The organism is Micromonospora sp. DSM 43699, assembly GCF_055517075.1.
Window position 1 is genome coordinate 1 of record NZ_JBTMMT010000081.1, and the last position, 21182, is coordinate 21182.

Below are 21182 nucleotides of genomic sequence, written 5' to 3' on the forward strand. Positions count from 1 at the left end.
AAACAAATGTTGCCAAAGGAATCCCCACCGAACAAACCCGAAAGTCTGCCCAGCGCGGGGTATAAATCATCATTGGCACTGGCTTATCAAGCACCCTGTTGAGTTCTCAAAGAACAACCACACACCATCTGGTTATCGCAGCTGCGATTCCCGTCCGGGGCAACTTCTCTAACTTACTTTGACTTACTTCCGCTGTCAAATTCGCTTTCGCGATCTCTCCAGCTCGGCTAAGTCATTTCCACGTCTACGCACACCGTGAATGGTGGTCGCTACTGTCGTGGGATTCGGCAGACCGGCCAGCTCCGCTTTCGCGGCGCTCGCCCGGCTCCCTGCCGGCTTATGCACTCTACCCGGCCGGCTTCGCGTTCGCAACCCCAACTTCTGGGGAGTTTCGCACCGCCCGATCCCCAGCACCGCTCGGCGTCTCCGCCACGGTCCTGGTGCCCGCTCTCGGCTGGTTCGTCCGGCCTGCCGCGTGCAGAGAGAAAGTTACGCGTGCGCCCCACGGAAGGCAAATCAACTGATGTCGCTGTATGCGCTGGTGTCCGGAGCGGACCGACCCGGTCGGGGCCATCGCGGGGATACCGGCGACCGGTACTTCCTCCACTGCCGTCCAGCCGGGCAGCCGTCCCGGGGCACTGCGGCCTGCGCGCCTCACTGCGCCCAGCGCGCCTCACTGCGGCCCTCGCGTCCTCACCAGGGTCTACGCGTCGCTCAACGGCGGCCTGCACGTCCTGACCGCGTTGCGCTTCCTCACCACACGGTGTGCGTCCTCCCTGCGGCCTGCCCATCGGAAACGACGACGTGGTGGCCGATCCGTGCCAGAGTGGCTGCCATGGATGAGGCGCCCCGATCCCCCACGGTCACCCTCGCCGACGACGCGCTGCTGGGACTCCTGCTGCCCTTCTGGCAACTGGTGATCGCAGCGGTAGTGCTCGTCGTGGTCGTGCTGTCGGTAGGTCGGCTGGCCCGGCGCGGACCATCCAGGATGGGAACCGCCCTGCTGGTGACCGCAGCGGTGATCATCGGCCTGGCCGTCGTGGGGATACTGCTGAGCTGACCGCAGCACCCGAAGTACCGCCGGCCCGACCCATCCGCCCCGACCGGTTTCACCGGCCCCGACCCCGATCGACCCGGAGCCGACCGGCTGCCACCCGCCCGGAGCCGGACGGGTTTCCCCGCGGATGGTTTCCCCGCGGACGGGGCCGGCGCAACCGGTCAGAGACGGCGGTTCGCCAAGCTGGGCAGCTCGGCACGGATCGTCCGTAACCGGCCCAGGTCCAGGTCGACCACGGTCAACCCCGGCCCGTCGGGTACCTGACCGAGCACCGTGCCCCACGGGTCGATCACCATGCTGCGCCCGAAGCACGTCCGGCCCGGATCATGGTCGCCGGTCTGACCGGCGGCGGCCACGAAACACTGGTTCTCGATCGCGCGGGCCCGCAGCAGGACCTCCCAGTGGTCCCGCCCGGTGTGCATCATGAACGCCGCCGGCACGACCAGCAGGTGCGCGCCCCCGTCGGTGGCGAGCCGGCGGTACAGCTCCGGAAAGCGCAGGTCGTAACAGATGGAGAGACCGACCCGCAGGCCTTCCACGTCGACCACCACCGGTTCCCGGCCCGGCGACACCGTGGCGGACTCCAGGTAGGACACCCGGCCCGGGATCTCCACGTCGTACAGGTGGATCTTCCGGTAGCTGGCGGCGAGCCTGCCGGCGCGGTCGAAGACCATCGACGTGTTCCAGGTGTGCGTCGGGTCCGGCCCGACCTCGTGGAAGGAGCCGGCCACCACCCAGATCCCCAGCCGGCGGGCCGCCTCGGCGAAGAACGTCCCCACCGTGCCGTCGACGCCCTCGGCTGGCGGCATTCCGTCGGCCCGACCGAGATAGTCGACGTACTCGGGCAGGATCGCCAGGTCGGCACCGGCCGCCGCGGCCCTGGCCAGCAGGGCCTCGGCGGCGGCCAGGTTGGCCGACCTGTCGTCGCGGGCGTTGAGCTGGCAGACGGCGACGCGCATGATGATCAGGGTACGGGTGGACGTCGGCCCGGGACAGCACCCGACGCATCGGTTCCCGCGACGGTGAGCGGCAGCAGTCCGGCCCGGTCGACCCGGCGAGATGACGGTGCCCCCCACACCACGCCGCGTGGCCGTGGGTGACCCCCAGGTGCCGACTCGGCAGCCTCCGTCCGGCAGCGGCCAACTGTGCCCGCTCGCGGTGCCGTTCCGGGGCCGGGCGCGGTCGCGTCAGGTGGCAGTGTGCAGTGGCGAACCGAGTGGCCCTGTGCAGTGGCGACACCGAGCAATCGAGGTCGCGGCTTCCGGTGCGGCGGGTACGCGCAGAAGCACGGCCCCGTGCGGCGGCCGTGCTTCTGGGGTGTTCGGGGGAAACCGGTCAGGCCGACTTCTCCTCGCGGTCGCGGCGGGCCCGGCGGCCGGTGAACTCACGCGGCACGATGGTCGGGTTGACGTTCTCCAGGACCGCTTCGCGGGTGATCAGCACCCGGGCGGCGTCCGGGTTGCTCGGCACCTCGTACATCACGGAGAGGAGGACCTCTTCCATGATCGCGCGCAGGCCACGGGCACCGGTGCCCCGGAGCATTGCCTGGTCGGCGATCGCCTCCAGGGCCGGCGGCTCGAACTCCAGCTCGACACCGTCCAGCTCGAAGAGGCGCTGGTATTGCCGGACCAGGGCGTTGCGCGGCTCGGTGAGGATGCGCACCAGGGCGGAGCGATCCAGGCTGCGCACGTTGGTGATCACCGGCAGCCGGCCGATGAACTCGGGGATCAGCCCGAACTTGAGCATGTCCTCTGGCATCACCTGGCTGAAGATGTCGTCGGTGGAGCGCTCGGAGACCGACCGGAGCCGGGCACCGAAGCCGGTGCCCCCGGAGCCGGTGCGGGACTCGATGATCTGGTCGAGGCCGGCGAAGGCGCCACCGCAGATGAACAGCACATTGGTGGTGTCGATCTGGATGAACTCCTGGTGCGGGTGCTTGCGGCCGCCCTGCGGCGGCACGTTCGACACCGTGCCCTCCAGCATCTTGAGCAGGGCCTGCTGCACACCCTCACCGGAGACGTCCCGGGTGATCGACGGATTCTCCGACTTGCGGGCGATCTTGTCGACCTCGTCGATGTAGATGATGCCGGTCTCGGCGCGCTTGATGTCGTAGTCGGCGGCCTGGATCAGCTTGAGGAGGATGTTCTCCACGTCCTCGCCGACATAACCCGCCTCGGTCAGGGCGGTGGCGTCCGCGATCGCGAAGGGCACGTTCAGCATCCGGGCCAGGGTCTGCGCGAGGTGCGTCTTGCCACACCCGGTCGGGCCGAGCAGCAGGATGTTGGACTTGGCCAGCTCGACCGCGTCACTGCCGGAGCCCGGTGCGTTGGCCGCCTCGGCCTGGATCCGCTTGTAGTGGTTGTAGACGGCGACCGCGAGCGCCTTCTTGGCCTGGTCCTGGCCGATGACATAGTTGTCGAGGAACTGGCAGATCTCCATCGGCTTGGGAAGCTCTTCCCACTTCACCTCGCCGGACTCGGCCAGCTCCTCCTCGATGATCTCGTTGCAGAGGTCGATGCACTCGTCGCAGATGTAGACACCTGGGCCCGCGATGAGCTTCTTGACCTGCTTCTGCGACTTGCCGCAGAACGAGCACTTCAGTAGGTCGCCGCCGTCACCGATCCGTGCCACCTACGTTCTCCCTGCACTCGTCGACCGGAGCCCGGCCCTGAACCGCGGGCGCGGGGCGCCCGTCCGTGGTGAAAAACCGTTCCGCCGGTCCGACCCGGCCACGCCGTACGGACCGACGTTACCCGCTGGCGGAGGTTTCTCCGACCCCCAAAACGGGTGTGTCAGAGGTCGGCCGGGAATGTGCCGCCGACCGACCTCCGACCCGATGGTGCTCAGCGGGCCGCGTTGGCGGCCAGCAGGCCCTTCTTGCGGCTGGTCAGGATGGTGTCGACCAGCCCGTACTCCTTGGACTCCTCGGCCGTCATGATCTTGTCACGGTCGATGTCCTTACGGACCTGTTCGATCGGCCGGTTGCAGTGCCGGGAGAGCATGTCCTCCAGCTGGGTGCGCATCCGCAGGATCTCCCGGGCCTGGATCTCGATGTCCGAGCCCTGCCCGTAACCGCCCTCGGTGGCCGGCTGGTGGATGATGATCCGCGAGTTGGGCAGCGCCATCCGCTTGCCCGGCGTACCCGCCGACAGCAGCACCGCCGCCGCGCTGGCCGCCTGACCCAGGCAGACCGTGGAGATGTCCGGCCGGACGTACTGCATGGTGTCGTAGATCGCCGTCATGGCGGTGAACGAACCACCCGGCGAGTTGATGTACATGATGATGTCGCGGTCCGGGTCGGTGCCCTCGAGAGTCAGCAGCTGCGCCATCACGTCGTTGGCCGACGCGTCGTCGACCTGGACGCCGAGGAAGATGATCCGGTCCTCGAAGAGCTTGTTGTACGGGTTGGACTCCTTGACCCCGTACGAGGTGCGCTCGACGAACGACGGCAGGACGTAACGGTTGTGCACGGCCGCGAACTGGGGCGGCAGGCTCAGATCGGTCATCGTCAGCTCCTCAGCTCAGGGTCCCGGCGCCATCCGGAACCTGCGTGGCTCCGATGATCACCTTGTCGATGAAGCCGTAGTCCATGGCCTCCTGGGCGGTGAACCAACGGTCCCGGTCCGAGTCGGCCTCGATCTGCGCCTGGCTCTGGCCGGTGTGGTGGGCGACCCGCTCCTGGAACATCCGCTTGGTGTAGAGCATCTGCTCCGCCTGGATCGCGATGTCCGACGCGGTGCCACCGAGGCCACCGGACGGCTGGTGCATCATGATCCGCGCGTGCGGCAGGGCGTACCGCTTGCCCTTGGTGCCCGCGCAGAGGAGCAGCTGGCCCATCGAGGCGGCCATGCCCATCGCCACGGTCGACACGTCGTTGTCGATGTACTGCATGGTGTCGTAGATCGCCATGCCGGAGTAGACCGAGCCACCCGGCGAGTTGATCCAGAGGAAGATGTCGCGGTCCGGGTCCTCCGCGGCGAGCAGCAGCAGCTGCGCGCAGATGCGGTTGGCGACCTGGTCGTTCACCTCGCTGCCGAGGAAGATGATGCGTTCCTTGAGCAACCGGTTGTAGACCGAGTCGTCGAGGTTGCCAATGGTGTCCCCACCTCGGGCTTCGATCGCCCGGAGCGGCTTCGCTGGGATGTGCATGTCGGTCATGGCAGCCCTTCGCTCTCCGTACCGTCGTACCCGACATTAACCGCTCGACCGGGTGATCGACTCCCGCTCGCGGCACTGTTCGCTCTCAGCGCAGCTGCTCGGGACGTACCCGGAAAGGGGTTCGGCCGCCGTCTGCCGCAACGGGCGGACGGCGGCCTACCGGGTCGGTCAGTGCTCGTGGTCGTGGTCGTGCGCCTGCTCGCTCTCGGCCCGCAGCGCGTCGAGGGTGACCTCGTTGCCGGCCGAGTCCTTGATCTTGATCTTCTCCATCACGGAGGCGAGCGCCTTGCCGCGCCGCACGTCACCGAAGACGGCACCGGCTGCGCCGGAGCGGACCAGCTGGTCGTAGTACTGCTGGGGGGCCATCCCGGCGCGCTGCGCCCGGTGGACGATCTCGTGCCCGAACTCGTCGTCGGAGACCTGGGTGTCCTCGGCGTCGGCCAGGCTGTCCAGCAGCAGCTGGATCTTGACACCCTCGGTCGCCGCCTCGGCCAGCTCGGCGTCGATCTGCTCCTCGGTCTTCTCCTCGGCGGCGAGGTACTCCTCCATCGAGGCGCCGATCCGCTCCAGCTGGTCGACCATCGCCTGCTTGCGGCTCTCGACCTCCTCGCGGACGATGCCCTCCGGCGCCGGTACCTCGGCGGCGGCGACCATCTGCTCCAGGGCCTTGTCCCGGGCGGCGTAGATCTGCTCGACCCGCTTGCCCCGGCTGACCTTCTCCCGCAGGTCGGCGCGGAGCTCGTCGATGGTGTCGAACTCGCTGGCCATCTGGGCGAAGTCGTCGTCCAGCTCGGGCAGCTCCTTCTCCTTGACCGTGCGGACGGTCACCGCCACCTCGGCGTCGCGGCCGGCGAAGTCGCCGCCCACCAGCTGGGTGGTGAAGGTGGTGTCGTCACCGGCGGCCAGACCGACCAGGGCCTCGTCCAGCCCCGGCAGGAGCTGCTTGCTGCCGACCTCGTGCGAGATGTTGCTCGCCGAACCGCCCGGCACGTCCTCGCCGTCGACGGTCGCGTTCAGGTCGATCTGCACGTAGTCACCCTCGGCGGCGGCCCGCTCGACGGTCTTCAGCGTGGCGAACCGCTCGCGCAGGTTCTTGACCTGCTCGTCGACCTCGGTGTCGTCGATCTGGAGCTCGTCGACGGTCACCTCGACGGTGGCCGGGTCCGGCAGGGTCAGCTCCGGCCGGACGTCGACCTCGGCGGTGAAGTTGAGCGAGTCACCATCGTTGAACTCGGTGATCTCGACCTCCGGACGACCGAGCGTCTTGAGGTCGTGCTCGCGGACCGCGGCGAGGATGTTCTGCGGGATGGCCTCCTGCACCGCCTCGTTGAGCACGGTGCCCCGGCCCACCCGCTGGTCGATCACGGCAGCCGGGATCTTGCCCCGACGGAAGCCGGGGACCTGGACCTGCTGGCCGATCTCCCGGTACGCCTTCTTGAGGCTCGGCTCGAGCTCGACGAACGGCACCTCGATGGCGAGCCGCACGCGCGTCGGGCTCAGAGTCTCGACGGTGCTCTTCACAGGCGTACTCCTTGACGGATCTCAGTTTGGGTCTGGGCGGGTTGGATCTGGGCATGAATGCGCGCATCGAGTGTAGGCGAGCCGGGACGCTGCTCCGGCAGCGCCCGGCGTACCTGACGGAATCGGCGTCACCTCGGGCGTCGCCCGGATGCGCACGCAGTCGGGGTGGCGGGATTTGAACCCACGGCCCCTCGCTCCCAAAGCGAGTGCGCTACCAAGCTGCGCCACACCCCGTGGCCAAAGAAGTGTATGCCGTCCCACCCACCCCGGTCCCCCGGGGCATCCCCACCCTTGCCCCGGTGACCCCCACCCGGGTGGGGGTGGGGGTTGGGGGGGATGCTGGGGGGTGGGGGTAAGGTGGCGGGTGTCCTGGGGCGCCAGGGCGCGCGGGCGTAGCTCAATGGCAGAGCTTCAGTCTTCCAAACTGACGGTGCGGGTTCGATTCCCGTCGCCCGCTCCATCAATACATGCAGGTCAGCACCGCGATCAACGATCTACGTCATGGCTGTGCATCTATCTCCGACGGTCGGTTTCTCACGGTTGTGTCACACAGGGGTTGTTGATCATGCAGGACGGTGGTCCTGCGCCCGCCCCTGATCGCTGACCAGACCCGCCACCGGGGCAGCGGATTCGACGCCTGTAAGCGCCTGCATCAACGTCGCGCCGGCACTGTGCAGCGCCCCGTCCTGCGAGTGGACGTAAGTCTTGAGCGTGAAGGCCGCGCTCGCGTGGCCCAGCCAGGCGGAGATGACTGCCGTAGGCACTCCCCGCAGGTGCATCAGCGTTCCGCAGGTGTGCCGCGCGTCATGCAGACGGATGACGGGCAGCCCAGCCTTCGCCGCCAACCACTGGAACCTGTCGCCGTACCACTCCGGGCGTGGCGGCCGACCCAGCTCGTCGACGACAACAAGACCTGAGTTCTCGTACGCGGCGCCGGCCTCAAGGCGCTCGGCTGCCTGGCGGACCTTCAGTGCCTTGAGGCCTGCTACGAGAGTCGCGTCCAGCGGCAGCGTGCGTCGACCGCGCTCGCTCTTGGGGTCCTCCTCGAACACCTCGCCCGCAACCGACACCCGCGCCTTGTGGATAGTGATGGTCGGTGTCCCCTTGGTTACGCCCAGCTCCTCAGCACGCTCGCCGGTGAGGTCGACCCACTCCCAGCGGAGCCCTACGACCTCGCCGCGCCGCAGCCCGTAGAGACTCAGGCACCACGCCGCATACAGACGGTCCTCGGTGACGTAGACAAGAAACGCCATCGCCTGCTCTGCGGTCCAAGTCCTCAACGCCTTCGGCCGATGGGTCGGCCGCTCCACCAGCTTCGCCACGTTCCGGACGATCAGCCCCTGCTTCTCGGCGCTGTCTAAGGCTCCGGACAGGACGGTGAGCATCACGCAGACGGATCGCGGCGACAGGCTCTGCTTCTGGACGTTGCCGACCCTGCGCCCGCTGGTGAGCATCCAGTCAACGAGGCCGTCCAGGTCCGCCTTGCGGAGCTTCTGCACCTCGACATCCCCGAGCCGCTCAACGACAGGCTTGAGTGCATCCCTGTATGCCCGAAGCGCCCCGGCCCGCAGGTTGCGCTTCCCAGCGAGCCAGGCGGGAAGGTACTCCCCCAGGGTCAGCGTCGAGGGCGCGACGTAGGTCCCCGTCGACTTGCCGGCGATAATCTTCGCCCGCTCTGCCTTGGCTTCCCTCAGCGTGTCGTAGGTGTAAGTCCGCTGGTCGCGTCCGCCGTCTGAACGCCGGCCTACGTCGATGACGAACCTGTATCGGGTCCGGCCGTCCTTCAGGGTGACCTTCTTGATCGGGTCCTGCTTACGGGGCACGCGGACTCCTTACCCGGAGGGATATCAGGTTTCGGTGAGACGAAAGCTAGTTCTGATGCCAGTCGAAAGGCAAGCTTTCGCTGATATCGGCACTCGACTCCCGGTAAGTCGAATCCAGTCGAGTGCCGATATCAGCACATCCTTGACCAGTAGCCAGGCGTGCACTTAACGTCATCTTCGGAAGTTCTCGTTCCACCAGTCACATCATGGGAACCCATGCGATCCGCAGCGATCCCATACGAAGCGACATCCCCTAGGGCTACAGCATTCGACTTGCCGCTAGTCGACCTAGGCCCCGATAGCGCTACCACGACCGGCAATGGTGGCGCTTCCGGGGGACGCACCCGATCATTATCGACATGACCGAACCGAACGCAACACAACCCGCTGCCGGAACGACCACCGCGCCGACCCTTCTTCAGAAGCCGACGATTTCCGTTGTGGAGGCTGGGAAAGTACTAGGAATTGGCCGGGGTGCCGCATATGAGGCGGCTCGACGCGGACAGATCCCGACCATCAAGATTGGCCAACGACTGCGCGTGCCTACCGCGCGACTTCTCGCCATCCTCAACGGCGACTCACGCCAGCCACAGAGCTAGGGACTCTTGGCACGGTCGGTCACCGGAGGACCAGTCGTTAGTGCCGCGACATCAATTCTCACACGAGTAACCGAGGTGACGACTCCAATGATCCTGCGAAACAGAAACGACCTGGCGACGGCCCTGGACGCTGCGATCAAGGCTGGCGACGACACCCAGATAAGGCTGATCGAGTGGGAAGCCACCTGGACTGACCAGCCCTGCTTCCACTGTGGCGACTACTTCGGCAACGGCATGCGGGCGTTCTTCTGGTTCGGACACGACCAGACGATCGTGATGCATGGGCGCTGCTTGATCGACTGGTTTCGCCGAGCAGCAGCCGATGTTCGGAAAGCCGAAAGGGCCAGTCGAGCGCGCAACTCGACTGACCCCGCGCCCCGAGCAAGCACCTGATGAGCACGCACTACGAGACGCAGGAACGCTAACAAATGGCTGACATAGGCGTCAACGATGCCCGCCTAGGGGCATCGGACGAACACGACGAGCAAGACGACATCAAGACCAGGCAGCTCATGTGGGAAGCCATCCTCGAACTTGAGCGGCTCCTGGCACGCATCCAATTGCTTATCCGTCGATAGGCAAAGAAGCTGCGGGGCCAGGTAAGCCCACCTGGCCCCGCATTCACCGTAACCTAGGGAGAAGCTACACCGTGACCGGCAGCACGTCAAATAATTGCGGATATGATCATTCTGTCGCCGATGGCGGGTCGGCCCTAGCGGCGTACCCGGAATGGCTGAGGCTTCCAAGAGAGTACGTCGATCATGGCGTGCCAGTCTTCACCGCGGAACCACTGACGGGGGAGCGCGAATTCAGGTACCCCAAGAATTGGCAGAATCTCCCGGCCGATCTGCACAACCTCGATAAGTGGCGTCCCGGCTGGGCAGTCTGCGCGGTGACTGGTGTGCAGTTCGATGTGATCGATGTGGACCCCCGCAACGGTGGCAACGCCTCGCGCGCTGCGCTGCGAAGCGCTGGGCTTCTTCCTCCCGTCTATGGCGAGGTGTTAACGCCGAACGGTGGGGTTCACCTCTATGTCGCTCGATCCGGAGTCCGAAAGTGCACACCAGCTCCAGGCATCGACGTTCAAGCTGGTGACAACCAGGGCAAGGGCCGAGGATTCGTCTTCATCCCTCCAACGATCCGCACGAACAAGACCGGCGACCAGGTCGTCTACCAGGCAAAGAGTGACCAGATCGACTGGGACGGTCTACACGACGGTGTCGACGATCCTGCCGCCGAGGCTTGGAAGAATTTCTTGGCAGACAAGGCAACTCCCGCCCCGCTGCCTGCCCCGCCGGCGAAGCCAGTCTCGGAAAAACCAGAGCCGGCGGTCGGTCTTGAGGACGTGATCGACTGTTCGCTTAGCGACGATGAGCGCAAGCAGCGGTGGTTCCAGGCGGCAGCCGTCGGGCTGGTTAAGGACATGCTGGAGGCTCGCGAAGGCCATCGCAACGCCACCCTCAACAAGCTTGCCTTCCGCCTCGGCTCTGTAGTGGCTGGGCTGGGGCTGCCGATCGAGGAGGCTGCCATGGCGCTAGCCGCAGCGGCGCTCAAGTCGGGCCTATCCAAGACCGAGGTTGCCAAGACGATCAAGAGCGGCATCGAGGGCGGGATGAAGCAGCCCATGGTCTGGAGCCACTCGTGACGATCGACGCAGCAGCCATCCTGGCTGGCGCAGCGAAGGCCGTAGCTGATGAGGCAGATGCTGTGGTGGCAGCAGTCGAGAGGAGCACTGCCGCCTGGACCCCGGTCGACATCTCGGAGTTGATCTCGGCCGGGCTGGAGATGCCACAGACGAGCCTCCTGGAGCGCAAGGACGGCCTCCACCTGTTCTATCCAGGCAGGCTGCACAGCCTCATCGGAGAGTCCGAGTCACTAAAGACCTGGGTCGCCCTCTTGGCCGCCTACCAGGAGATCCGCAAGGCCAACCGCGTGCTGTTCCTCGACTACGAGGACAACGCCGTGAGCGTGATCATGAGGATGCTGAACTTCGGCGTCAGCCCTGAGGACTTGGCGAAGTACTTCATCTACATCAAGCCCGACGCGCAGCTCGACGCCGTGGGGAAGGATGCGCTGCGAGCGCTGCTCGAGTCGGCCGACCACCCAGCGGTCACCCTCGCAGTCATCGACGGTGTCACCGAGGTGATGAGCATCGAGGGCCTCAAGGTCAACGACCAGGAGGACGTAGCGAAGTTCTACAAGAACATAGCGAAGTGGCTCACCGGCCTCGGCCCCGCAGTGGTCATGATCGACCACGTTCCGAAGTCGAAGGATGCACGCGGCAAGGACGCGATCGGCGCTCAGCACAAGAGGGCCGGCATCGACGGTGCGAGCTACGTCGTGACGAACCTTGACGACTTCGGCTACGGGAAGCACGGCAAGTCGTATCTCACGCTCGCCAAGGATAAGAACGGCACGGTTAGGTCGAAGGTCGACCGATCCCACGTCGGTACCTTCAACATCGTCAGCGACCCGGTCACGAAGGCGATCGAGGCGTGGATCGACCTGCCACACACGATCACCATCCCGGCAGCAGCGGGTGGCCTGACAGTAATCCAGATCCAGCAGATCCTGAAGTTCGTCAAGGAAAACTCGATGTGCTCAAAGAACACGGTCTGTGACAACATCAGCGGCACCAGAACCAAGGTACAGAAAGCCATCGACTACCTCGTCGAAAATCGATTCCTTGAAAACAGAAACGCGGGCAAGAGCGGCATGAAGCTCGTATACGTCCGCGACTACGACACCGAAGTGCCCGGACTCGAAGACGTTGAGTGAATGCCCCGAACACCTCAGCTGGTTCGGCGGACCACCCGCCCGCGAACCGGTGCCGAACCGGTTCGGGATCGGTTCGGGTGGTTCGGGCTATCCATGAAACCGCAGGTCATGAACCTGTGAAGTGGTTCGGAACTGGTTCGGTTCGGTTCGCAGGGCGTAGGTAGTTCGGCGGTTCCCCTCCCTATGGGGGGAACCGCCGAACCACCCGGAACCGTTGCGCTTCTCCCAGGAAACTCTGATTGGAAGCCCCTCCGTGGACAGCTCGGTAAGCGACCGTGACACGACCGATTGGCACCTACCTGATTCGAGAGGCCACCCTGCGGAATGCTCGAATGCGCGTACCGCATCGCGTGCAGAACCCTACATACTGTGGGATGCATGTCCCTTCTACTGAGCACTTCGAGATGTTTGACCCGCCGTCCCAGCGTGGTCGGCGTGCCCCCCGTGCCCCCGCGAACCGTCCCCACCTACACGCCCACGGGAGAGCAACTCCCGTCCGCCCATATCCCGACGGGTTGGCAATGAAGGGAATCGCCCGTAGCCCTACGTACGGACCTTCCAGCAACAAGACCTCTACCCGAACCGGCAATTACCAGTCAGGCGAAGGTCAAGTTTCCCAAAAATTGATGCGCGCGAAATGGGCTCAGAGACGTTTCCGGGGGCGGGGGGCCGGGATTTTCTCACTCCCACCTGCCGAGCCTGTCCCAGTACCTAGAGCCAGCTCTGACCGTCGAGTCTTACCCAGACTGCATAGTCAGCAAACTCGCAAAAGAACGGTGAATCCAGCGAGGACGGTGCCGACTGAGAACGGTTCGTGAGTTTCCTACCGTTCGTCAACCTCGCTGGGGCGCCGGCTGGCCAGGCCACCCTACCTACCCGCGATGTCTTCCCCTGCTTCGTGCTCATCGCCAGCGCCGTCCACGGCGGCAGGTGCCGAGCCCTCGGCAGAAAGCTCCTGCTCGCGCTTGGCGATGCTCCTCACCTTGAACTTCCGGTAGCCGAAGGCAGCTCCTGCGACGGCGAGGCCCCCAACGAACCACGCGCCCTCAACTATCGCTCGGCCTTTCTTGCCTTCGGCCAAGCCCTGGGCGAGGCCTTCGGCCAAGCCCTGGTGGTAGCCCCTGCCGAACGACGGGTTTCCCATGCCAGTCCCCCTGCCCAGTGTTCGCAATCTGGGCGGAGCCTAGCGCCAGGTTGCCACCCACAGGTCACCTGGCAAACCCTGATGACGCTCTCAGGCCATGCGCCCCAGGGCCTTAACCCCCTCCACCGCCGACCCCACAGCACCCCATGCATACCGAGAAGCCTGCAGGCATCATCCATTTCAGCACTCGGACCAGGGCACGTTCGAAGTTCTATGACCGATATCTAGGGCCAGAGAAGTGCGGCCAGTCATCACGTCCGAGATGCACAGAGCCTCGGTCGCCGTGTCCTCCTCCCGAAGGAACTCGCGATAAGACCTCACCCAGCTCCGCTGCTCCATCTCCAACTACGGGCGGAGCGATGCGCCATCACGGCAGCAATCAGTCACCGGGTCGAACCTGCCGATGCCGGCGGCCACCATCAAGGGAGCGAGAGCCGCCGTCTGCCCGGGGTGGACTACAGGCACCTCATGTAGGTCCACTCGACACCGCCCCCCACAGCTCTCGGTCTCCCAACAAGCCCACCCGTCGATCATGACCTTCTTGTGGCAGCACACATCTGCCGGTGGGAATCCCCTGCGAAGGCAATAGCACCTCCAACACGTACCGCGACACCGCCACGATCAGGGAGCCGAGCATTGAGTGCACTGACTGTGACCCTCGTCTCTCAAGCTCTGCCTTAAATCTCGCCACCCCTGGTCGATCGCGTCGTGCGGCGGCGTCAACCTGCCGAAAACCGGACGATCAAAACACTAAAAAAGGTGCATAGCCGCTGCGATTTGCAACTTGCATGAAGCAAAATGACGGACACCCTGTCCGTTACCTTACTCCCATAAGCATACAAAAGGGGCATGAATCGACGCACCGGAAGCCTCAAATCGGATCAACGGAACGTGAGTCCTTCGGTCGCCTCAGTCGTTGGTGTGTCAGCGGGCAACCGCGAGCATGGGAAGGGGCGGCACCGATGGCTTCGCGCGCCCGGGGTGCCGCCCCCGACCTGCACTGACACCTAAGTAGGAGCGCAGGTTCAATGGAGGTAACGACCTAATGGCTAAGAGGCTTCGGCCAAATCGGCGCAACGGCGAACGAAAGAACCGCTCGCGCGTGGCTTCACTTGCCATGTGGGGTGCGCTGATGAGCACCTTCGCGGCCTGTATGGCCTCCACAACGAACGTCGTGATCGAGGTCTTGCGCTTCATCAACGACTGATGCAGACCGCAGGTGAAGGGCAACCAGCCGGTTGCCCTTCACCGGAGTCTTCGGACTCGCGTTCCTCGCTTCCGCAGTCGCCGCGGCCGACGAAGCACGAGGCAAGGTCAAGGCCGGCGATCAGTCTTTACGCCCTCCGCATCCTTAACCGCAGGCGTAGCTCCAGAGATCGACGCTCTTGAAGGCGATCGACGCATTGCGGACGACATGTTCCTTCTTCGCTGGATGTCGACCGTGGCCGCCTGCGGCGGTGGGCGCTTTTGCAAGGTCACCAGGCCCGCAGGCTGGACGAAGATCTCCCGGCTGGCGACTGCGTTTCCCTTGTCGTCCAACTGGTAACCCCGGAGCCAGACCCAGCCGTCGTAGGTGTGCAACTCGGTCAGCACCTTGATCACTTTGAAGGTCATGGGCCGGATGAACTGCACTGACGCCGCACGGGTCACACGGATGACGTCCCCCGAGGCCGGAAGCTCGCTCACGGCGTCGTGAAGCCGAGTGAGGACGCCGCCGGCTCGCAGGTGCCCCGATGGGCGGCGTACAGCTTCTCTACCGACTGGCAGACCTTCTCAAGACCCGCTGGCGACTTGATCGAGATTGTGAGGTTGGGAGTTTCGATCCGAACCTCAGTGAGCTGATCCATCGAGAAGGAAACCGAGCCGTCCTGGGCAGCCGCCCCGCTGGTCAACACAGGTGGCACTGGGTCAACGGTCAGCAGCCTTGAGGGCATCAGTCCACGGTCATGGTCGATCATCTTCCAACCTCCTCAGTGGGGCACGCCGACGGGTTGATCTCGCGCCCCTGGGCCGCCCACATCGCCAAGGGCTTGCTGCACCACCCCACGAATCTCTCGGTGATCTCGGCCGTGCTCATGCCGTCGATCTCTCGGTGGGCATCGCGCAGGTACTCACTCATGTAGCGCTCAAGCGTCCAGACGTTGCAGTGGCACAGCTCCTTGAGCTGCCGCTTGCGGACGAGGCACGGCCAGGGCTCGCCGCAGACGAGGCAGTTCCAATCCGGCCTCGACGGGCCGTGCATCGCCGGGTAGTCAGTCATCGTTCTGACCACCGCCCAATACTCGGTGGCTGCCTGGAGGGCGACCTGGGTAGAGCGGCCACGTGGGAGCACGCCTGTACTCACCGCGGCGCCGGGGTGCCCACAGCTCACGAGGACGCCAGCGTTCGGCTCGCATGTCGGCCACGACGTCTTGGTAGTGGCGGACCTCGTCCTGCGCAGCGACGATCTCTCGGTAGAGCGTGTCCATGTCGACCTCGACCCTGCAAAGAAAGGTCGTGACTGCTTCCGGGTCGAACCCTCGGCGGCCGAACCGAGTCATCGGGAAGCGCTGCCAGCGGACCTCCACTGGCGTAAGCAGGTGCTGTTTGGTCCGGTAGATCCCGCCGCCCTCGGTGGTACCGCCGGCGCTACCACCGGACCCCCTAAAGAGGACGTCACCGGCCGGCTCGGCGGGCGTATCGGTGCTCCGCTCCATGTCCCTCCGTCCCCCGCCGTCGTCGGCGGTACGCAGCCCGGCCCGGCGAAGGGGCCTGGCTCGGCGCGGCTGGTTGCTCATCTGGGTTCCGGTGCCTGCCGCAACTCAGCACGGGTGGACAAGCGGGCAGGCACCGGACTTGTGCCCCTCCTGGTGCGACCCGAGGACGAACACGACTCGCAGCCTAACCGACATAGTACGATAGGTATACACGACACGACATAGTTGATGCGGGTATCTGGAAGTGATCTACTCGGGGGTGCGACCCGAGGAGTACAGATGATCCCGAAGTACGAGCGAGTGGCAGAGGCCATCCGCGAGCAGATCCGCAGCGGCAAGTTCGGCGTAGGCGACAAGTTGCCATCCACGACCGAACTCAAGGCCGAACATGATGTTTCCTACGCTTCTGTTCGCAGCGCCATGTTGATCCTTCGAACCGAAGGGCTTGTGGAGGGCCGCCAGGGCGAGGGCGTCTACGTCAAGGCAGTCCCGGCGAGTCGAGACCAGCCCTGACCTCGACACATCGATGCATATGATCGCACCCTGGGGCAGCACCCCACTCACCCTTAGAAGTGAGTCAGGTTCGCCTATCGGCCATCAACTTAGACCGAAGTCGCTGCACGCAGCGTCCCGTGATCCCTGCGGTCGCAGTCCGGCAACTCCGACAGCTAAGCTCTCCGGTCATGAGCCAGGTGTCAGCATCTGAACCAGAGGTGGATCAGTCGATCATCTACGTTGCCTTTGGTGCAGTAATGCACCAGTTTCAGATCTTTGAACTAACACTCTGGCGACTCCTATCCCGTTCAATCAAGGATCGGACCAGCAGCGACCAAGCGATGGAGAAGGTCGAAAGGTGGAACGCAACGACCTTCGGCAAGATGGTTCGCGGCCTCAAAACGCAGCCGCACTGGCCGGACGGCATGGTCAGCGAACTTGAAGGAGCAGTTGAGGCTCGGAACTACCTGGCCCACCACTTCCTCAGGGAGTACTTTCTCGTGAATCCATCAGAGGAAGCCCGCGAACAAGCAGCTCAACAGCTTGCCGAGATCTCCAACCGCCTAGAGGACCTCGAACATAACCTCGAAGCACACCTGAGATTGCTTGGCATACCCTCAAGCGAGGATCTCGACGAGGAGTTCTCTGCGGAGATCGATGATCTACGGCCCTCCGCGTGGCTGCAGGAAGGGCTCGCACGCACGGACCGCTGAACGGCTAACCCGGCGCCAGCGACCAGTCCGCGTCTCCGTCGGTCACAGTCGCATCGCTATAGGTGGATGTGTTGGGCGACGGCCATTTTCCGCCAGGGAAGGCCGTCGCGTCGACGGCCTCGCCGTGCAGGTTAACCATCGTTGCGGCCTGCGCCGTCAGGAAGGTCGTCAGAGTGCCGATGGCAGTAGCGATGACCGCGGTGCTGAAGCCCGCCTCCTCCAGGAGCAGAGCCGCCCCTGCCCACGAAAAGACCGCTGTCCCCAAGAACCCTATGGCAACGGTGGACGCTGCGATCAGCTTGGTCAGTACGACTGCCAAGGTGGCGTAGAAGGCAGCGCCAGCCGCAGCACACGCCAGCAGATGAACTGACGTGCTCGAAGCGATGGAGCCGATCCGAGACGCCGCCGTGGAGTGGCTCTCCACACTGGCCACATAGGCATCGCGGGCTTTGCCAGACCAGTCCGAGTCATCGACCACCAGGTGCTGCGCGGACAGGGCGCTGGCTACTCCCGTGGCTGAGCCACGTACGTTCATCCACTCCCAGGCATCCAGGAACATGAAGATCGGCGCAGTCGCGCCCCTCAGGATGTCAAGGAAGAGTTCGATCAGGTACTTGCCTACCTTGACGCTTTCGCGGCCGAGCCACAGCAGGGCCTGCGAGACCTCTTCAGGCACGTACCAACGAGCGGCGGCGGCGATGGTAGCCGGCATGATCTCGTCCAGGTGCCTATCGAAGTCGTCCAGACCGCCTCTGATCTCGGCAATCAGGGCCTCGAACTGTGCCTTACTGAAGTCCACCGGTCAGCCCCAGCTCAGTAGAGGTTTCGGATCTTGTGCGCGTTGTTGAGGTCTTCCTCGTCGTAGGTATCAGCAACCTTCCGCAAGGTCTGCCCCACCTCCGTGGTGGCAGCTCGTCCCTCGCTGCATCGCTGGCTAACCTGACGCACTACGTCGTTGTACGGCGACACGATGAGCTGGAACAGCCCAGCCTCGACCCGGCCCAACTCCATCCCAGCGACCTTCGACCCGATCGTCCCGATGGCTTCGCTCTGAAGGTCCCACTCATTCGCCTCGGAGCGAAGGGTGCTCGTCGCTACGGTGACCTGACCACGATCTGGGGGCGGCATCAGCGTTCCTCTCGCTCGTGGTCGGCCTGCGCGAGGTGTGCCAAGGTCGCCAACGTCTCCCGGGCCAAAGTGTCGGCAACCGCCGCTGCATCCTCGCGTTTCGATGCTTGATCATGAAGGGCAGACCCCGCCCGCCCCAACGCCTCGGATAGCCCAGAGTTGATCTCCGCTGCGCCCACACGTTGCGCCCAGTTCGCCGCAATCTCGATCTCCTGCAAGCCGGCAGGCGAGAGCGTGATGAAGATCGTCCGCTCTCGGTTTCGGCCGGACGCCGACGCCGGCTGCTCCCTGCCGCCTGTCCGCGCCGCCTGAAGTGCCTTCAACACCTCCTCGGTCAGGGCGAGGTTGTTTCGGGGCTGCCCGTGTATCGGGGTCTTGGGCAGCGGGTCCAAGGGCTCCCCACCGTAGCTGCGCTGAGCGCGTGTCTCAATGCGATCCACGCTGGCCAGCCACGAGGTGCTGTCGAACCTCTCCGACCATCGCCGCTGCGCCTCGGCTACAGCGTCCTGGAAGGCCGCCGTGACGGCCCGCCCCAGGCCCTGCGGCTCCACGCGGTGCTGCCAAGCGCTCTCAACCCGGATGACAGTCGGCAGCCCGTCTGATCCGACCGTCACCCGTACCGCGCCGCTCGGATCAGTTCCCGTCGCCTCCTCTGGGGGCGTATGCGCCTGAACGGAGGCCATCAAGGCGTTCAGGTCTGCCGTGTATTGGTGAAGCCGACGTAGCTTGCCGAGGATCTCGTCACTCATCTGCTCACCGCCGGTCCGGATGGCACGCTGCTGGCCGAGCGAACGGCGAGCAAGCCGAGAGTCGCAAGAGCTACGGCAGAGTGAGCGAGCAGTACGCCGAGGATCACCCACTCGCCACCAACAATGAAGCCGAGCATGACCGCAGCCACGAGGCCCGCCGCAACCCAGGCGAGGACTCCAGTCGCGCGCCGAACAGCAGTCGGGACCTGCTTCTCGGCCCACGTCACGCCAGCAGCCAGCAGAGCTACCACGAACGCGGCGGCGAGTGCCGCCTGTGTCCAGGGAGAGCCGAGGAGAGCGTTTTCGGCGACATCAGGAAAGGAGGACACAGCCAAGATCGTCACGGGCAGCTCGAAGATCGGCCCAACCACCCAGAGCGTGGGGAGTGCCCAAGTCGAACGTGTGCGCCCCGCAGTCGAAGTTGATGGTTCCAATCCTGTCCCCCGTCTGCAGGCCACCGAGGCGAACCTGCATCTCTGTGCAACGGATCAGTAGCTTTCAGTGGCTAGCCAGCTTGCCGGAACATCTGACCGTGCCGCAACCCGATCAGCCGCTTCGTCGATGACCGGACAGATCGGAGACGTCCAGCGATCCACGCAACTGGTACCGACATGGCTCAGCGCGGAGCTACAGATCTTGAATGGTCAGGTTCGTCCGATGTGGTCTGTGTGACGGCTTGGGGCTGGGGTAGATCGATGGGATGAGGTATCCCGATGGAGGTGGGTTGTCCGCGCGGGGGCGGGCGAAGCGTGAGGCGGTACGGCGGCAGGCTGCCGGGTGGTTCGCCGAGGGTGTGTCGGTGCCGGAGATCGCGTGTCGGCTGCGGGTGTCGCAGACCGCGGTGTACGGCTGGCGCAAGCGGTGGAAGGCTGGTGGTGAACAGGCTCTGGCGTCGAAGGGGCCGGGCGGGTCTCGGTGCCGGCTGGATGAAGGCCGGCTGCGGCGGCTGGCCGACGCCTTGGAGCAGGGTCCGGCGGCGCACGGCTTCGGCGCCGATCAGCGGTGGACCCTGGCGCGGGTGTCGGACCTGATCGCGCGGATGTTCCGCACCCGCTACACCCTGCGCGGCACGGCGAACATCATGTACCGGCTCGGCTGGTCGGTGCAGGTGCCCCAACATCGTGCAGTCGAGCGGGACGAGGCGGCGATCACCACGTGGCGGCGGGAGACGTGGCCGGCGGGAAAACGGTAGCGGCGCAGCGTCAGGCGTGGCTGGTCTTCGAGGACGAGGCCGGTCAGACGCTGCGCCCACCGAAGGCGCGGACCTGGGGACGACGCGGCCACACCCCGGTCGTCCCGGTCACCGGCAAAGGATCCGGGCGTGTCTCGATCGCCGGGCTGACCTGTTACCGGCCCGGACGGCGGTCGCGGTTCATCTACCGCACGATCGTGCACCGGGGCCGTAAGAACGAGCGCCGCAGCTTCAGCGAGCGTGACTACATCGCCCTGCTGGATGCCGCTCACCAGCAGCTCGACGGGCCGATCGTGTGCGTGTGGGACAACCTGAACACCCACGTCTCCGCCGCCATGCGGCAGATGATCGACGCCCGGGACTGGTTGACCGTGATCCGGCTACCGGCCTACGCCCCGGACCTGAACCCGACCGAGGCCGTGTGGTCGCACCTCAAACGCAGAATCGGCAACCTCGCCGTCACCGGCGTCGACCACCTCCAGGCGATCATCAAGAACCGACTCAAGAGCATCCAGTACCGCCACGACCTACTCGACGGCTTCCTCGCTCACACCGGACTGACCCTCGAACCCAACACAACCTGACCATTCAAGATCTGTAGCCGAGAACTTCGTACGGTGGTGGAGACTCCTCACCTCCGGAAGGACGCAGGTGGACGCTCCTACTGGCCTCGTCTCTGCACTCGAACGGGCAAGCAGTGCATCTCCTGAGCTATCGCTGCTGGCACCAGGGGCAGGGGTGGGTGCCGAGCCCGCGCCCCCGCCGGCATCCCAGAGAGCAGAGTGAAGCGCCGATGAATGCGGTCATCCTCGCAGCCAGCGCACCCGCTTGGTACTTCCTGCTGGTCACGCTGCTGAGCGTCATGACTGTGAGCACCAAGTCGCCCGAACGGCGACAAGCCGGCCTGACCATTCTCGCGATGCTCCTACGAAGCAAGACGATGCTCGACGCCCTGACCCGGCCCGCTCGCACGTCCCGGATCGCCAGGTCTGGCCAGCAACTGGCGGCCGTTGGGACCGGCAAGGAAACCAAGGTGCTGCCGGAACGATCCGGACATCGCCGCAGCGGCGAGGACGTTCCTGCAGATGAGAGAGCTTAAGGGAGCCGCGATCGTCGGAGCCATGTCGAC

At 65.1% G+C, this 21182-nt stretch carries 24 protein-coding genes, 2 tRNA genes and 1 pseudogene; 11 read left to right on the forward strand and 16 right to left on the reverse strand.

Going from position 1 to position 21182, the window contains the following annotated elements; translation table 11 throughout:
- The first annotated feature begins 835 nt into the window (after positions 1–835).
- Positions 836–1060 (forward strand): hypothetical protein, encoded by a 225-nt coding sequence (locus tag AC0AIB_RS27415; protein ID WP_328343747.1) that lies wholly within the window; start codon positions 836–838, stop codon positions 1058–1060.
- A 158-nt stretch (positions 1061–1218) separates the two neighbouring features.
- Here the strand turns inward: AC0AIB_RS27415 and AC0AIB_RS27420 are convergent, their stop codons facing one another.
- The 6 genes from AC0AIB_RS27420 to AC0AIB_RS27445 form a co-directional block, all read right to left on the reverse strand.
- Positions 1219–2016, reverse strand: coding sequence for a carbon-nitrogen hydrolase family protein (locus AC0AIB_RS27420; protein ID WP_328343746.1), 798 nt, complete (start codon positions 2014–2016; stop codon positions 1219–1221).
- A 376-nt stretch (positions 2017–2392) separates the two neighbouring features.
- Entirely contained in the window at positions 2393–3688 is a 1296-nt protein-coding gene (gene clpX, locus AC0AIB_RS27425; RefSeq protein ID WP_328343745.1) for an ATP-dependent Clp protease ATP-binding subunit ClpX, read from the reverse strand.
- A gap of 212 nt (positions 3689–3900) precedes the next feature.
- Complete coding sequence (locus AC0AIB_RS27430) at positions 3901–4563, reverse strand: ATP-dependent Clp protease proteolytic subunit (RefSeq protein WP_030333536.1); 663 nt, start codon at positions 4561–4563, stop codon at positions 3901–3903.
- A 10-nt stretch (positions 4564–4573) separates the two neighbouring features.
- The gene (locus tag AC0AIB_RS27435; protein ID WP_067310650.1) at positions 4574–5215 is read right to left on the reverse strand and encodes an ATP-dependent Clp protease proteolytic subunit; all 642 of its coding nucleotides are present in this window, start codon (positions 5213–5215) and stop codon (positions 4574–4576) included.
- Between the two features lie 168 nt (positions 5216–5383).
- Complete coding sequence (tig, locus tag AC0AIB_RS27440; protein ID WP_465097762.1) at positions 5384–6736, reverse strand: trigger factor; 1353 nt, start codon at positions 6734–6736, stop codon at positions 5384–5386.
- A gap of 160 nt (positions 6737–6896) precedes the next feature.
- Positions 6897–6970 (reverse strand) — tRNA-Pro (locus AC0AIB_RS27445).
- 152 nt (positions 6971–7122) lie between these two features.
- On the opposite strand from AC0AIB_RS27445, the gene AC0AIB_RS27450 reads away from it, so the two are divergent.
- A tRNA-Gly gene (locus AC0AIB_RS27450) sits at positions 7123–7196 on the forward strand.
- Between the two features lie 103 nt (positions 7197–7299).
- On the opposite strand, the gene AC0AIB_RS27455 is transcribed toward AC0AIB_RS27450, so the two are convergent.
- Entirely contained in the window at positions 7300–8559 is a 1260-nt protein-coding gene (locus tag AC0AIB_RS27455) for a tyrosine-type recombinase/integrase (protein WP_465097763.1), read from the reverse strand.
- 359 nt (positions 8560–8918) lie between these two features.
- Here AC0AIB_RS27455 and AC0AIB_RS27460 point away from each other — a divergent pair, with 359 nt between their 5' ends.
- The 4 genes from AC0AIB_RS27460 (at position 8919) to AC0AIB_RS27475 (ending at position 11936) form a co-directional block, all read left to right on the forward strand.
- Entirely contained in the window at positions 8919–9158 is a 240-nt protein-coding gene (locus tag AC0AIB_RS27460) for a helix-turn-helix domain-containing protein (protein ID WP_465097764.1), read from the forward strand.
- Positions 9159–9245: 87 nt separating this feature from the next.
- Positions 9246–9551 (forward strand): hypothetical protein, encoded by a 306-nt coding sequence (locus AC0AIB_RS27465; RefSeq protein ID WP_465097765.1) that lies wholly within the window; start codon positions 9246–9248, stop codon positions 9549–9551.
- Between the two features lie 256 nt (positions 9552–9807).
- Positions 9808–10803 (forward strand): bifunctional DNA primase/polymerase, encoded by a 996-nt coding sequence (locus AC0AIB_RS27470; RefSeq protein WP_465097766.1) that lies wholly within the window; start codon positions 9808–9810, stop codon positions 10801–10803.
- Positions 10800–11936 (forward strand): AAA family ATPase, encoded by a 1137-nt coding sequence (locus tag AC0AIB_RS27475; RefSeq protein WP_465097767.1) that lies wholly within the window; start codon positions 10800–10802, stop codon positions 11934–11936. The genes AC0AIB_RS27470 and AC0AIB_RS27475 overlap by 4 nt, the downstream gene beginning before the upstream one ends.
- A gap of 868 nt (positions 11937–12804) precedes the next feature.
- On the opposite strand, the gene AC0AIB_RS27480 is transcribed toward AC0AIB_RS27475, so the two are convergent.
- From AC0AIB_RS27480 to AC0AIB_RS27500, 5 genes and pseudogenes are all read right to left on the reverse strand, one after another.
- Positions 12805–13080 (reverse strand): hypothetical protein, encoded by a 276-nt coding sequence (locus AC0AIB_RS27480; protein ID WP_465097768.1) that lies wholly within the window; start codon positions 13078–13080, stop codon positions 12805–12807.
- A gap of 1383 nt (positions 13081–14463) precedes the next feature.
- Positions 14464–14766 (reverse strand): annotated as a pseudogene (locus tag AC0AIB_RS27485) (hypothetical protein); the annotation flags it as partial.
- Entirely contained in the window at positions 14763–15038 is a 276-nt protein-coding gene (locus tag AC0AIB_RS27490; RefSeq protein ID WP_465097769.1) for a hypothetical protein, read from the reverse strand. The pseudogene AC0AIB_RS27485 and the gene AC0AIB_RS27490, both read right to left, overlap by 4 nt.
- The gene (locus tag AC0AIB_RS27495) at positions 15035–15340 is read right to left on the reverse strand and encodes a hypothetical protein (RefSeq protein ID WP_465097770.1); all 306 of its coding nucleotides are present in this window, start codon (positions 15338–15340) and stop codon (positions 15035–15037) included. The genes AC0AIB_RS27490 and AC0AIB_RS27495 overlap by 4 nt, the downstream gene beginning before the upstream one ends.
- On the reverse strand, positions 15333–15857 hold the full coding sequence (locus AC0AIB_RS27500; RefSeq protein ID WP_465097771.1) for a DivIVA domain-containing protein: 525 nt from the start codon (positions 15855–15857) through the stop codon (positions 15333–15335). The genes AC0AIB_RS27495 and AC0AIB_RS27500 overlap by 8 nt, the downstream gene beginning before the upstream one ends.
- 198 nt (positions 15858–16055) lie before the next feature.
- On the opposite strand from AC0AIB_RS27500, the gene AC0AIB_RS27505 reads away from it, so the two are divergent.
- Both AC0AIB_RS27505 and AC0AIB_RS27510 read left to right on the forward strand, forming a co-directional pair.
- Positions 16056–16289: a winged helix-turn-helix domain-containing protein gene (locus tag AC0AIB_RS27505; protein WP_465097772.1), complete on the forward strand. Its 234-nt coding sequence runs from the start codon at positions 16056–16058 to the stop codon at positions 16287–16289.
- A gap of 170 nt (positions 16290–16459) precedes the next feature.
- A complete protein-coding gene (locus AC0AIB_RS27510; RefSeq protein ID WP_465097773.1) occupies positions 16460–16984 on the forward strand; it encodes a hypothetical protein in 525 nt (174 codons plus the stop codon).
- Positions 16985–16988: 4 nt separating this feature from the next.
- Here AC0AIB_RS27510 and AC0AIB_RS27515 read toward each other — a convergent pair whose 3' ends face one another.
- The 4 genes from AC0AIB_RS27515 to AC0AIB_RS27530 are packed head-to-tail and all read right to left on the reverse strand — an operon-like array spanning position 16989 to position 19232.
- On the reverse strand, positions 16989–17783 hold the full coding sequence (locus tag AC0AIB_RS27515) for a hypothetical protein (RefSeq protein ID WP_465097774.1): 795 nt from the start codon (positions 17781–17783) through the stop codon (positions 16989–16991).
- 14 nt (positions 17784–17797) lie between these two features.
- A complete protein-coding gene (locus AC0AIB_RS27520) occupies positions 17798–18112 on the reverse strand; it encodes a hypothetical protein (RefSeq protein ID WP_465097775.1) in 315 nt (104 codons plus the stop codon).
- Entirely contained in the window at positions 18112–18861 is a 750-nt protein-coding gene (locus AC0AIB_RS27525; RefSeq protein ID WP_465097776.1) for a YbaB/EbfC family nucleoid-associated protein, read from the reverse strand. The genes AC0AIB_RS27520 and AC0AIB_RS27525 overlap by 1 nt, the downstream gene beginning before the upstream one ends.
- Entirely contained in the window at positions 18858–19232 is a 375-nt protein-coding gene (locus AC0AIB_RS27530) for a hypothetical protein (RefSeq protein WP_465097777.1), read from the reverse strand. Before AC0AIB_RS27530 ends, AC0AIB_RS27525 begins: the two co-directional genes overlap by 4 nt.
- Before the next feature lie 353 nt (positions 19233–19585).
- Between AC0AIB_RS27530 and AC0AIB_RS27535 the strand changes: the two genes are divergently transcribed.
- The 3 genes from AC0AIB_RS27535 to AC0AIB_RS27545 all read left to right on the forward strand — a co-directional run bounded on the left by AC0AIB_RS27535 (position 19586) and on the right by AC0AIB_RS27545 (position 21152).
- Positions 19586–20053 carry a helix-turn-helix domain-containing protein gene (locus AC0AIB_RS27535; RefSeq protein WP_465097778.1) on the forward strand — a complete coding sequence of 156 codons (468 nt, stop codon included), beginning with the start codon at positions 19586–19588 and terminating at the stop codon, positions 20051–20053.
- A complete protein-coding gene (locus AC0AIB_RS27540) occupies positions 20032–20637 on the forward strand; it encodes a transposase (protein WP_465097779.1) in 606 nt (201 codons plus the stop codon). Before AC0AIB_RS27535 ends, AC0AIB_RS27540 begins: the two co-directional genes overlap by 22 nt.
- A gap of 209 nt (positions 20638–20846) precedes the next feature.
- A complete protein-coding gene (locus tag AC0AIB_RS27545; RefSeq protein ID WP_465097780.1) occupies positions 20847–21152 on the forward strand; it encodes a hypothetical protein in 306 nt (101 codons plus the stop codon).
- Positions 21153–21182: the final 30 nt, after the last annotated feature.